At 62.2% G+C, this 12,819-nt stretch carries 9 protein-coding genes and 1 tRNA gene; all 10 read left to right on the plus strand.

Features of this window, described 5'->3' with window-relative positions:
* Positions 1–41 precede the first annotated feature (41 nt).
* Entirely contained in the window at positions 42–830 is a 789-nt protein-coding gene (locus ELQ88_RS26870; RefSeq protein ID WP_128870740.1) for an ABC transporter ATP-binding protein, read from the plus strand.
* A 12-nt stretch (positions 831–842) separates the two neighbouring features.
* Complete coding sequence (locus ELQ88_RS26875; protein WP_138968787.1) at positions 843–1,568, plus strand: urea amidolyase associated protein UAAP1; 726 nt, start codon at positions 843–845, stop codon at positions 1,566–1,568.
* Positions 1,569–1,579: 11 nt separating this feature from the next.
* A complete protein-coding gene (locus ELQ88_RS26880; protein WP_128870738.1) occupies positions 1,580–2,245 on the plus strand; it encodes an urea amidolyase associated protein UAAP2 in 666 nt (221 codons plus the stop codon).
* A gap of 306 nt (positions 2,246–2,551) precedes the next feature.
* Positions 2,552–6,181, plus strand: a complete 3,630-nt coding sequence (gene uca, locus ELQ88_RS26885) for an urea carboxylase (RefSeq protein WP_138968788.1) — start codon at positions 2,552–2,554, stop codon at positions 6,179–6,181.
* A gap of 26 nt (positions 6,182–6,207) precedes the next feature.
* Positions 6,208–7,986: an allophanate hydrolase gene (gene atzF / locus ELQ88_RS26890; protein ID WP_138968790.1), complete on the plus strand. Its 1,779-nt coding sequence runs from the start codon at positions 6,208–6,210 to the stop codon at positions 7,984–7,986.
* Positions 7,987–8,595: 609 nt separating this feature from the next.
* A complete protein-coding gene (locus tag ELQ88_RS26905; RefSeq protein WP_138968794.1) occupies positions 8,596–10,083 on the plus strand; it encodes a sensor domain-containing diguanylate cyclase in 1,488 nt (495 codons plus the stop codon).
* Between the two features lie 6 nt (positions 10,084–10,089).
* Positions 10,090–10,287, plus strand: coding sequence for a cysteine-rich CWC family protein (locus ELQ88_RS26910; RefSeq protein ID WP_128870734.1), 198 nt, complete (start codon positions 10,090–10,092; stop codon positions 10,285–10,287).
* A 55-nt stretch (positions 10,288–10,342) separates the two neighbouring features.
* Complete coding sequence (locus ELQ88_RS26915; protein ID WP_128870733.1) at positions 10,343–11,035, plus strand: pseudouridine synthase; 693 nt, start codon at positions 10,343–10,345, stop codon at positions 11,033–11,035.
* Between the two features lie 312 nt (positions 11,036–11,347).
* Positions 11,348–12,232, plus strand: a complete 885-nt coding sequence (locus ELQ88_RS26920) for an alpha/beta hydrolase (RefSeq protein WP_138968796.1) — start codon at positions 11,348–11,350, stop codon at positions 12,230–12,232.
* Between the two features lie 276 nt (positions 12,233–12,508).
* Positions 12,509–12,582: transfer RNA gene (locus ELQ88_RS26925), tRNA-Gly, on the plus strand.
* Positions 12,583–12,819 lie beyond the last annotated feature (237 nt).

The raw sequence follows: 12,819 nt of genomic DNA on the forward strand, positions 1-12,819 counted from the left end.
CCACGAAGGTGCCCCTAAATGAGTTATGGAGGAGCCCACGCATGAGCTTCATCACCGTGAAAAATGTCTGGCAGCAATACGCCGATCAGGTGGTGCTCGAAGGGCTGAACCTGAACGTCAACGAGGGCGAGTTCTGTACGCTGGTCGGCGCTTCCGGTTGTGGCAAATCCACCTTCCTGCGCCTGCTGCTTGGCCAGGAACGCGCCAGTCGCGGCGAGATTCTGCTCGATGGCCAGGCCCTGGCCGGCGAGCCGGATGCCAGCCGTGGCGTGGTCTTCCAGCGCTATTCGGTGTTCCCGCACCTGAGCGTGCTGGACAACGTTGCCCTCGGTCTCGAACTGCCGCGCTCGCCATGGTTGGGGCGGTTATTCGGCAGCGCTAAACAAGACGCACGAGAACAGGCCTCGGTACTGCTGCACAAGGTCGGCCTCGGCCACTCGCGGGACAAGTACCCGGCGCAACTGTCCGGCGGCATGCAGCAACGATTGGCCATCGCCCAGGCACTGATCATGAAACCCCGGGTGCTGCTACTTGACGAGCCGTTTGGCGCCCTCGATCCGGGCATCCGCAAGGACATGCACGGCCTGCTGCTGGAGCTGTGGCGCGAGACGCAACTGACGGTGTTCATGGTCACCCACGACCTGTCCGAAGGCTTCAGCCTCGGCACGCGCCTGCTGGTGTTCGACAAGGTTCGCCTCGACCCGCACGCCCCCGGCGCCTATGGCGCGCGCATCACCTACGACATCCCGTTGAACAGCGACCGCCGCATCAATCGCGCGGCCGTCGACGCCCTGCCGGCTCAGCTGGCGGGCACGCTTCGTATTGCCTAGAGGAATTTTGCAATGACCGATTCGACTCAACTGTTCCCGCCCTTCGCCGAAGAAATGCTCCCCGGCGGCGGTCATCGCTCTTTCGTATTGAAGCGCGGCCAATTGCTGCGACTGACCGACCTGCGCGGTGGCGCCAACGTCAGCCTGACGCTGCTCAACGCCAACGAAAAAACCGAGCGCCTGAACCTGCCCGACAGCCTCAAATGCCAACACACCGCCAAGCTCACCACGGGCCATTGCCTGTACTCGGACATGGGCCGGGTGCTGGCTGCCATCACTGCCGACACCTGCGGCTGGAGCGACAGCCTCGGCGGCGTGCTGTGCGCTGAAGAGGTCGCGCAAAAATACGGTCAGGGCCGCTATCAGGAACTGCGCAACGGCTTCTTCCGCAACGGCACCGACAACCTGTTGGTGGAGCTGGGCAAATGGGGGCTGGGCCTGTCCGATCTGCTGATGACGCTCAACCTGTTCAGCCGGGTGAACGTCGATGAGGCCGGACGTTTCCACTTCGTCGAAGGCAACTCCAGGGCCGGCGATTACATCGAGTTGTATGCGCCGATGGACACGCTGGTGGTGCTGACCGCTTTGCAACACCCGATGGACCCGTCGCCGCAATACGCGCCCCAACCCCTGAAGCTCAGCTGGATGAACGCCGACGCCAGCGTCGCCGAACACTGCCGCACCTCGCGCCCGGAAAACGAGCGCGGCTTCATCAACACCGACCGCCTGTTCGCCTGAGGATCGCTGCCATGTCACTCGCCATCGCTACCGCTGCCGCTTCTGATGACACTGCCGCAAACAGGCAGCCAGACACCGCGGTCTACCGCGCCACCATCCCCGCCGGCGAACCCTGGCTGCTGGAGGTCAAGGCCGGCCAGACCTTGCGCATCCTCGACCTGGAAGGCAACCAGGCGATCGACACCCTGTTCTACAGTGTCGCCAACCCCAAGGAACGCTACGACGTGCAACGCACCTTGCGCCGGCAGAACAGCGTCTACCTGGGCACCGGCAGCGTGCTCTATTCCAACCTCGGCCAACCGATGCTGACCATTGTCGCCGACACGTGTGGCCGGCACGACACGCTCGGCGGTGCCTGCGCCCAGGAGAGCAACACCGTGCGTTACGCGCTGGAGAAACGCTACATGCACAGCTGTCGCGACAACTACCTGCGCGCCTGCGTCCACGACGGACGACTGGGCAAGGGCGACATCGGACCGAACATCAACTTCTTCATGAACGTGCCGGTCACGGCGGAGGGTGGTTTGACCTTTGCAGACGGGATCTCGGCACCGGGTAAATACGTCGACCTGCGGGCGGAGATGGACGTGATCGTCCTGATTTCCAACTGTCCGCAACTGAACAACCCGTGCAACGCCTACAACCCTACGCCGGCGGAGGTGCTGGTATGGAACTGAAATTGGCGCGGTTGCGGCGGTGGTTGTTTGCCCTGTGTCAGGCCCGTTCAAGCCAATGCCTCAAACAGTAAGAACACCACAGCCCTCATGTGGGAGCGGGCTTGCTCGCGAAGGGGCCAGCACATTCAACATTGATGTCGACTGACTCTCCGCTTTCGCGAGCAAGCCCGCTCCCACAGGGGTCAGCAGTGGTTTCACGTTCAGTGATTCTGCCGCCGGGGACGACCCCGGCGCCCATCGAAAAACTGCGGGACGGCCCGCAACCCAGGTCGAGGCTGATGCGCTATCGCCTCCGGGGGTTTTGCCATGTTCGAAAAAGTCCTGATTGCCAACCGTGGCGCCATTGCCTGCCGTATCCTGCGCACCTTGCGCCAATTGCAGGTCCAGGGCGTTGCCGTCTACTCCGAAGCCGATGCCGCCAGCCTGCACATCCTGCAGGCCGATGAAGCCCACAGCCTGGGTGACGGTGCCGCGGCCGGCACCTATCTGATGGTCGACAAGCTGCTCGCCATCGCCAAGTCCACCGGCGCCACGGCGATTCATCCCGGCTACGGTTTTCTCTCGGAAAACGCCGCGTTCGCCGAAGCCTGCGAAGCCGCCGGTATCGCCTTCATCGGTCCGACGCCGCAACAACTACGAGTGTTCGGCCTCAAGCACACCGCCCGCGCCTTGGCCAGGCAACACGGGGTGCCCCTGCTCGAAGGCACCGAGCTGCTCGACAGCCTCGACGCCGCCTTGATCGCAGGGGAACAGGTCGGCTACCCGGTGATGCTCAAAAGCACCGCCGGGGGTGGCGGTATCGGCATGCGCGTATGCCGCAACGCGGCGCAACTGAGTGAATCCTTTGAAGCGGTCAAACGCCTCGGCCAGAACAATTTCAGCGACGCCGGGGTGTTCATCGAGAACTACATCCAGCGGGCGCGGCATCTGGAAGTCCAGGTGTTCGGCGACGGCCACGGTGAAGTGATCGCCCTGGGTGTGCGCGACTGCTCGGTGCAGCGGCGCAACCAGAAAGTCCTCGAAGAAACCCCGGCGCCGAACCTGCCCGACGGCATGGCCGAAGCGCTTTGCGCGGCGGCGATCAAACTGGCGCAAGCCGTGAACTACCGCAGCGCCGGGACTGTGGAATTCGTTTTCGACAGTGAAGATCAGCACTTCTACTTTCTGGAAGTGAACACCCGCTTGCAGGTGGAGCACGGCGTCACCGAGCAAGTGTGGGGCGTGGACCTGGTGCGCTGGATGGTGCAACTGGCGGCCGGTGATCTACCACCGTTGAGCGAGTTGGGCCGAGGGTTGAAAGCTTGCGGTCACGCGATTCAGGCACGGCTGTATGCCGAAGATCCGGGCCGGGATTTTCAACCGAGCCCCGGCCTGCTCACGGCGGTGGATTTTCCTGTCGCCGATGGCAAACAGTTAAGGATCGACACCTGGGTCGAAGCCGGTTGCGAGATCCCGCCCTACTTCGACCCGATGATCGCCAAGGTCATCAGCTGGGCGCCGAGCCGCGAACAGGCCCGCGCCGAATTGCACCAGGCCTTGGGCGACAGCCTGCTCTACGGGGTGGAGACCAACCGCGATTACCTGCGCCAGATCCTGCTCGATGCACCCTTCGCCAGCGGCCAGGCGTGGACCCGTTGCCTGGAAGGCCTGGTCTATCGGGCCAACACCTTCGAAGTGCTCAGCGCTGGCACCCAGACCAGCGTCCAGGACTATCCCGGCCGCCTCGGCTACTGGGCGGTGGGGGTACCGCCGTCGGGGCCGATGGACAGCCGCGCGTTGCGCCTGGGCAACCTGTTGCTGGGCAACGACGAAGGGGCGGCAGCGCTGGAAATCACCATGAGCGGCCCGATGCTGCGCTTCAATTGCGAGGCGGTGATAGCGGTGACCGGAGCGGTGATTCCACTGACGTTGGACGGTGAAACCGTCGCGATGAACACGGCGCTGCTGATCCCGGCAGGCGCGACCTTAAGCCTTGGCACGATTGCCGGTGCTGGCGCTCGCAGCTACCTGTGCCTGCGCGGCGGACTGCAAGTGCCTGAATACCTGGGCAGCAAAAGCACCTTCACCCTGGGACAATTCGGTGGGCATGGTGGCCGAGCATTGCGCGCTGGGGATGTGCTGCATGTACCTGCATTGATCGACCGAAGCGTCGGCCAACAACTGGACTACGGCACCGCGCTACCCGCCGTGCGACAAATCCGGGTGATCTACGGCCCCCATGGCGCGCCGGAATACTTCAGCGAAAACTACATCGCCACCTTCTTCGCCACCCAGTGGGAAGTGCATTTCAACTCCAGCCGTACCGGCGTGCGATTGATCGGGCCGAAGCCGGAATGGGTGCGCGCCGACGGTGGCGAGGCGGGATTGCATCCGTCGAACATCCATGACAATCCGTATGCCATCGGCGCGGTGGATTTCACCGGGGACATGCCGGTGATCCTTGGCCCGGACGGCCCGAGCCTGGGCGGGTTTGTGTGCCCGGTGACGGTGATCGAGGCCGATCTTTGGCAATTGGGGCAGCTCAAGGCAGGCGATAAAGTTCAGTTCCTCCCCGTCGACCTGAAGACCGCCCGCAACCTCGCCTTGAAATGGAATACCCCCTGTAAGAGCTGGCTTGCCAGCGAAGAAATTGACGCGGTGTCTGTCAGGGCCCCTTCGCTGGCAAGCCAGCTCCTACAGGGGGTTGTGTCGCCTGTGGTATTGGATTTGGGTCAGGGGGATACGCGGCTTGTCGCGAGGCTGTCCGGCGACACTCACCTGCTGCTGGAAATCGGCGCCCCTGAGCTGGACCTCGTCCTGCGCTTCCGCGCTCACGCCCTGATGCAAGCCCTGGAAAGCCAGCACCTGCACGGCGTGATCGACCTGACCCCAGGCATCCGCTCACTGCAAGTGCACTACCAACCCGAACAACTGCCACTGGCCGATCTGCTCGGCATCGTCGCCGGCGAATGGGACGCCGTGTGCGCCGCCAGGGACCTGCAAGTGCCCTCGCGCATCGTTCACCTGCCACTGTCCTGGGACGACCCTGCCTGTCAGTTGGCGATCGAGAAATACATGACCACCGTGCGCAAGGACGCGCCCTGGTGCCCGAGCAATCTGGAGTTCATCCGCCGCATCAACGACCTGCCGAATCTCGACGAGGTGCAGCGCACGGTGTTCGACGCCAGCTACCTGGTGATGGGCCTGGGCGACGTCTACCTCGGCGCACCTGTCGCCACCCCGCTCGATCCACGGCATCGGCTGGTCACCACCAAGTACAACCCGGCCCGCACCTGGACCGCGGAAAACTCGGTGGGCATCGGTGGCGCCTACATGTGCGTGTACGGCATGGAAGGCCCCGGCGGGTATCAGTTCGTCGGTCGTACCTTGCAGATGTGGAATCGCTACCGAGAGGTCGCAGCGTTCGATGGCAAACCATGGCTGCTGCGCTTCTTCGACCAGATCCGGTTCTATCCGGTGAGCGCCGATGAGCTGCTGCGCATTCGCCGGGATTTCCCCTTGGGGCGTTTCGATCTGAACATCGAGCACAGCCAGCTGAACCTGGCGGACTACCAGGCGTTCCTGAGCAAAGAAGCCGAGACCATTGCCGCGTTTCGCGATCAGCAACAAGGCGCGTTCAACGCCGAACGCGAGCGCTGGATCGCCAGCGGCCAGGCACATTTCGACAGCGAAGAACCGGCCCCGGATGCCACCGAAGACGCGCCACTGGCCCCTGGTCAACAGAGCGTCGACAGCCACATCGCCGGCAACCTCTGGCAGGTCCAGGTGGAGGCCGGCAGCCGGGTCGCCGCCGGTGATGTGCTGGTGATTCTGGAATCGATGAAGATGGAAATCCCCTTGCTCGCGCCCATGGCCGGCGTCGTCCGGGAAATTCGCGTACAGCCGGGGTCGCCCGTGCGCGCCGGCCAGCGCGTCGTGGTGCTGGAACTCGAGTGAACCCATTTCAACAAGGATTAAACGCCATGAACATCAATCTGCAACTCGACGCCCTGCGCAGCGCCTACCGCGATCGCAGCACCACGCCTCGGCAATTGCTGTCGAGCCTGCGCGATAAAGCCGCAGCGTTGAACCCGGACTATCACCTGTTCATCCACTTGCTCAGCGTCGAGGAACTGGAACCCTACCTCGCCGCCCTCGACGGTCGTGACCCGGACAGTCTGCCGCTGTACGGCGTGCCATTCGCGATCAAGGACAACATCGACCTGGCGGGCATTGCGACCACGGCGGCGTGCCCGGCGTTTGCCTACGTGCCGCAGCGTTCGGCGACCATCGTCGAGCAGCTGCTCGCCCTGGGCGCTATTCCGTTGGGCAAGACCAACCTCGATCAGTTCGCCACTGGCCTCAACGGCAGTCGCTCACCCTATGGCGCGTGCCCGAACAGTGTGTTGCCGGATTATCCCTCGGGCGGTTCCAGTGCCGGTTCTTCGCTGGCGGTGGCGTTGGGTGTCGCGAGCTTTTCGCTGGGCACGGACACGGCAGGTTCCGGGCGGGTGCCGGCGGCCTTGAATAATCTGGTCGGGTTGAAAGCGAGCAAAGGGTTGATCTCCACGGCGGGCGTGGTGCCGGCCTGCCGCACGCTCGATTGCGTCACGACCTTCACCGCCACTGCCCGGGAAGCCAGCCAACTGCTGGCGCTCACTGCGCGACTCGATCCTCGGGATGAGTACAGTCGTAGCAATCCGCTGTGGAATGACGGCTCGGCGTTCGGTACGCCGCGCCCGTTCCGTTTCGGCGTGCCGCGCACCCAAGACCTGGAGTTCTTCGGTTGCCCTGAAGGTCCGTTGTTATTCGCCGATGCCGTCGATCAACTCACCGCGTTGGGCGGTGAGGCGGTGGCGCTGGATTTGTCGCCGTTCCTGGAAGCGGCGCGCCTGCTCTACGAAGGGCCGTGGGTGGCCGAGCGCTACAGCGTCGCCGGCGAGTTGCTGGCGCAAAATCCCGAAGCCGTGCTGCCGGTGATTCGCGCGGTGCTGGCCAAGGCGCCGGCGGTGAGCGGCGTGCAAACCTTCCGTGCCCAGTATCGCCTGCAAGCCTTGAAAGCGCTGTGCGACCAGGCGCTGGACGGACTCGATTGCGTGCTCACGCCAACCATCGGCCGACCGGTGACACTGGCGGAACTGGCAGCCGAACCGGTGGTGCGCAACTCGGAACTGGGCTACTACACCAACTTCATGAACCTGCTCGATTACGCCGCCGTCGCCGTGCCCACCGGCTTCATGCGCAACGGCCTGCCATGGGGCGTGACGCTGTTTGGCCGGGCATTCACCGATCAGTATTTGTTGGGGGTGGCGGATGCGTTGCAACGTCGGCAAGGATTGGCAACCTCTGCTCCGACGACTGTCGCGCGCAATGATCGTGCACGGTTGGTGGTGTGCGGTGCGCATCTGGATGGGTTGGCGTTGAACTGGCAACTGAAACGCCGTGGAGCCCGGTTGATCGAGACGACGTTCAGCTCACCTGACTACCAGCTGTATGCATTGGCCGGCGGCCCACCGCTGCGGCCGGGGATGGTTCGGGTGAAGGCAGGTGGTGTCGCCATCGCCGTGGAGGTCTGGGAACTGCCGAGCAGTGAGCTGGGCTCGTTTCTGACCGGGATTCCGGCACCGCTGGGGTTGGGCAAGGTGCAACTGGCGGATGGGCGCTGGGAGAGCGGGTTTATCTGCGAGGCGTATGGGTTGGAGGGGGCGGTGGATATCAGTCATCTGGGCGGGTGGCGGGCGTACCTGAAAGATCTGCGTTGATCTCACGATTCGCTGGCAAGCCAGCTCCTACAAGGTCTGCGCAAAACCCTGTAGGAGCCGGCTTGCTGGCGAACCAGGCGATGCGGTGTGTCAGGCATGCCCCCTTCCCTGGCAAGCCAGCTCCTACAAGGTCCACGCAAAACCCTGTAGGAGCCGGCTTGCTGGCGAACCAGGCGATGCGGTGTGTCAGGCATGCCCCCTTCCCTGGCAAGCCAGCTCCTACAAGGTCCACGCAAAACCCTGTAGGAGCCGGCTTGCTGGCGAACCAGGCGATGCGGTGTGTCAGGCATGCCCCCTTCGCTGGCAAGCCAGCTCCCACAAGGTCTGCGCAAAACCCTGTAGGAGCCGGCTTGCTGGCGAACCAGGCGATGCGGTGTGTCAGGCATGCCCCCTTCCCTGGCAAGCCAGCTCCTACAAGGTCCACGCAAAACCCTGTAGGAGCCGGCTTGCTGGCGAACCAGGCGATGCGGTGTGTCAGGCATACCCCCTTCGCTGGCCAGCCCAGACACCACCGGCCCTGATCCTTGCCAATTCACCCCACAAATCCCGCAGTTATTTCCGCAAAGTGCCACTAGAATGCTTGCATCGGATTACTGCAACGGAATCGCCATGCCGCTTCGCTCGCCGCTGTATTCGCAACGCTCGTTGGTGCTCACGCTGATTGCGTTGCTGGGCGCCGGATTCCTGGCCACTTCTTTCCTGAGCTACTACGCCTCGCGGGCGTCGATCCGCGACAGTATCGTCAATACCGAATTGCCGCTGACCTCGGACACGGTCTACTCGGAAATCCAGAAAGACCTGGTCAGGCCGATCCTGATTTCCTCGATGATGTCGCGCGACACCTTCATGCGGGACTGGGTGGTCAATGGCGAAAACGACCCAGGGCAGATGACCCGCTACCTCGACGAGGTCATGACCCACTACGGCGCCTACACCGCGTTTTTCGTCTCCAACGGCACGCTGACCTACTACCACGCCAAAGGCGTGCTCAAGCAGGTCAAGGTCGATGAGCCTCGCGACGCCTGGTACTTTCGCGTCCGCGACATGGCCGATCCCTATGAGATCAATGTCGACCCGGACCTGGCCAACAAGGACAACCTGACCTTCTTCATCAACTACAAGGTCTATGACTACAACAACCGCTTCATCGGCGCGGCGGGTGTCGGCCTGACGGTCGATGCGGTGATCAAGCTGATCGACAAATACCAGCAGCGCTACCAGCGCAGCGTGTATTTCGTCGACACCTTCGGGCGCCTGGTGCTCACCGGCGCAGAAGGTGGCCCGCAAGGCGCCCAGGTTGGACAGACCCTCGGCGAACTCGACAGCATGAAGAGCCTGGTCAGCCAACTGCCCAAACCCCACAGCGGCAGCTACGAATACTCTGTCCAGGGCCAGGGCCACTTCCTCAACGTGCGCTTCATTCCGGAGCTGAACTGGTACCTGTTCGTCGACAAGCGTGAAGATGGCGCCCTCAACGAGATCCGCCAGTCGCTGTACCTCAACCTGCTGATCTGCCTGATCGTCACCCTGACCGTCCTGGCCCTGCTCAACCGGGTGATCAAGCGCTATCAGGGCAAAATCCAGACTCAGGCAACCCTCGACAGCCTGACTGAACTGCCCAACCGTCGCGGCTTCGACCTGCTGGCCGCGCAAGCCATGCACGAAGCCCGGCGCGAGCCCAGGCCAATGACCGCGCTGTTGCTGGACCTGGACCACTTCAAGGCCTTGAACGACACCTACGGTCACCTGGCCGGCGATCAGGTGCTGATCGGCTTCGCACGGGACCTGGAAAGTTGCCTGCGGCACTCCGACATCGTCTGCCGCTGGGGCGGTGAAGAATTCATCGTGTTGCTCAAGGACACCGACGGTCACACCGGCAAGATGATCGCCGAGAAGATCCGCCGGCATGTCGAAGAACAGCATTATGCCTACAACGATAAGCAACTGCGCCTGACGGTGAGCATCGGCCTGACCACCCTGCAAGCGGACGACACCTTGCACACGCTACTGTCGCGGGCCGATCAAGCGATGTATCGTGCCAAGCATTCCGGTCGTAACCGCACCTGCGTGGAAATGCCTCACTCCAGTTATGCATAGTCCTACATGAACAAACCAGAATTCTGCCCGGCCTGCGGCGCCTCCAACGACTGCACCCTGGCCGACCCTCGAACCGCCGATCGGGCCTGCTGGTGCTACGGCGTCAGCATCGACCCGGCGGTGCTCGAAGCGCTGCCGCCGGAACTGCGCGACCTATCCTGCCTGTGCCCCCGCTGCGCCCAGGTCGAGGCACAGTTGGGTTAAGCAACCGCGCTGTCGATCACGTAAGATACGGCCCCTTTCTCCACTGATTGTCGTCATGCGCATCGACCGTTTCCTCAGCAACCTGCCCCGCTTCAACCGTCAGCAGGTGCGCCTGTTGCTGGTGGAAAAGCGCGTGCGGATCGACGGCAACATCGTCAGCGACACCCACGCCGAGGTCTCGGTGTTCAGTCGCGTCGAGGTCGACGAGCACGTACTGCAAGTCGGCAAGCCCGCCCGCTACTTCATGCTGCACAAGCCCGTCGGCTGCGTCAGCGCCACCCGCGACCCGGAACATCCGACCGTACTCGACCTGATCCATGAACCGGACAAGGACGAACTGCACATCGCCGGGCGCCTGGATTACAACACCACCGGCCTGATGCTGATCACCAACGACGGCAGCTGGTCACGACGCCTGACCCAACCGCAGACCAAACTGCCCAAGGTCTATTACGTCGAGACTGAACAGGACATCGGTCCCGACTACGCGATCACCTTCACCGAAGGCCTGTACTTCGCCTTCGAAGACCTCGTCACCCAGCCCGCCGACCTGGTGGTGCTCGGGCCGAAATCCGCACGCCTGAGCATCGTCGAAGGCCGGTATCACCAGGTGAAGCGGATGTTCGGCCACTTCGACAACAAAGTGTTGCGCCTGCACCGCGAACGCATGGGCCCGCTGGCGCTCGACAATGCCCTAAAACCGGGCGAGTACCGCGCATTGTGCACCGAAGAGATCCTTTTGTTCTAAGCAGACGACCGCTCAGCAGAAGTTGTCGAACAATTTACGAATGATACTTGCGCGCGAACGTGACCCCTGCTTGAATCAGGACGTCGGCCGAAATGTGACCGACGAGTCACAACATACTTCTAAGAAACTTTTTGCCGGTAGAGAACCCTCAGGTTCCGCCTTCCCCCGGCAGACTGCCCGCCAATAACAATACCCGTCGACCGGACTGCATTGGATCGACATGGGCTCCAGAATTCCAGGCGTATGCCTACCTGTCATAAAGCTCGTGCAATCTCAGTTGCGCGCATACCCGCTTGCTTGGAGTCTGATGACATGAGGCCAGAAATCGCTGTGCTGGATATACAGGGTCAGTATCGGGTTTACACGGAGTTCTATCGCGCAGACGCCGCAGAGAAGACCATTATTCTGGTCAACGGCTCGCTGGCCACGACTGCGTCGTTTGCACAAACCGTGAAAAACCTCCACCCGCAGTTCAACGTGGTCTGCTACGACCAGCCCTACGCGGGCAAGTCGAAAGCCCACAACCTGCATGAGCAATCGCTGACCAAGGAAATCGAAGGGCAGATCCTCCTGGAACTGATCGATCACTTCGCCGCCGAACACGTGCTGTCGTTTTCCTGGGGTGGCGCCGCGACCCTGGTCGCCCTGGCCCAACAGCCGCGGCGCATCGAAAAAGCCGTGATCAGCTCGTTCTCGCCGGAGATCAACTCGCACATGCTCGACTACCTCGAGCGCGGCATCGATTACCTCGGCAGCCGGGACGGCGACCGGGTCGGCAACCTAGTGAACAGCACCATCGGCAAACACCTGCCGACCCTGTTCAAGCGCTTCAACTATCGGCACGTCAGTTCCCTGGCCGAGCATGAATACGGGCAGATGCACTTCCACATCAGCGACCTTCTGCACAGCGATCGCCAGTGCTTTTTCAAGGCCGCGCAGAAAATCACCGTGCCCGTGCTGTTCATGAACGGCGAATGGGACGAATACACCGCCGCCGATGGCGCCCGGTTATTCGCCAACCACGTGCAAGACGCCACCTTCAGCACCCTGCAGGCCACCGGCCACTTTCTCGACATGGAGCACAAAGCCGCCTGCCGAGACAGCCGCAACGCACTGCTGGGCTTCCTGAAACCGGCGCCGCAAGCAAGCCGACCGCGGTACCACTACGTCCAGGACCAACATGCACTGTCCATCTGAAACAGCGTCATCGCGAGCAAGCCCCGCCCTACAGCGTTAAACGCATCCTGTAGGAGCGAGGCTTGCCCGCGAACGACCGTCACGCGGTCCCTGTTTTTGCTTTATTCGCTGCTAAATGCAACGCGCACAAAGAAAAACTTCAAATCCATGCGCACATCTGGTACAAAGTCAGCCGCTCTGAGCGGGTGTCGTATAATGGCATTACTCCAGCTTCCCAAGCTGATAACGAGGGTTCTTAATCGGCCCTTGCCCTAGGTGCGTAAAGAGCTCGACCAAGCGGGTATAGTTTAGTGGCAAAACGAAAGCTTCCCAAGCTTTAGTTGAGGGTTCGATTCCCTCTACCCGCTCCAATCTCGCGCAGCAATTCCGGGCCTTCTAGCCAATATTGCTACTACCGCTAAGCAAATCAAAACCAGTTCGCCCCCCCCTTCCCCCGCTGCCATCACAAGCCGAAAGACAGGTGCGCAATCGATTCTGCGCTTTGTAACAATTGGCTAACCCAAAGTCCGCTAGCGGCGATAGGTAACAGAACCAGAATCTCTCTGCCGCCACAGCGATAATGATCGGATCTCTAAAGGTTCCGTACT

Origin of the sequence: Pseudomonas sp. MPC6 (assembly GCF_006094435.1) — a bacterium.
Lineage (GTDB): Bacteria > Pseudomonadota > Gammaproteobacteria > Pseudomonadales > Pseudomonadaceae > Aquipseudomonas.

Bases quoted from the DNA above. Each gene is read 5' to 3' on its own strand.
- ELQ88_RS26870 (WP_128870740.1), top strand. From the start codon at position 42: ATGAGCTTCATCACCGTGAAAAATGTCTGGCAGCAATACGCCGATCAG.
- ELQ88_RS26875 (WP_138968787.1), top strand. From the start codon at position 843: ATGACCGATTCGACTCAACTGTTCCCGCCCTTCGCCGAAGAAATGCTC.
- ELQ88_RS26880 (WP_128870738.1), top strand. From the start codon at position 1,580: ATGTCACTCGCCATCGCTACCGCTGCCGCTTCTGATGACACTGCCGCA.
- uca (WP_138968788.1), top strand. From the start codon at position 2,552: ATGTTCGAAAAAGTCCTGATTGCCAACCGTGGCGCCATTGCCTGCCGT.
- atzF (WP_138968790.1), top strand. From the start codon at position 6,208: ATGAACATCAATCTGCAACTCGACGCCCTGCGCAGCGCCTACCGCGAT.
- ELQ88_RS26905 (WP_138968794.1), top strand. From the start codon at position 8,596: ATGCCGCTTCGCTCGCCGCTGTATTCGCAACGCTCGTTGGTGCTCACG.
- ELQ88_RS26910 (WP_128870734.1), top strand. From the start codon at position 10,090: ATGAACAAACCAGAATTCTGCCCGGCCTGCGGCGCCTCCAACGACTGC.
- ELQ88_RS26915 (WP_128870733.1), top strand. From the start codon at position 10,343: ATGCGCATCGACCGTTTCCTCAGCAACCTGCCCCGCTTCAACCGTCAG.
- ELQ88_RS26920 (WP_138968796.1), top strand. From the start codon at position 11,348: ATGAGGCCAGAAATCGCTGTGCTGGATATACAGGGTCAGTATCGGGTT.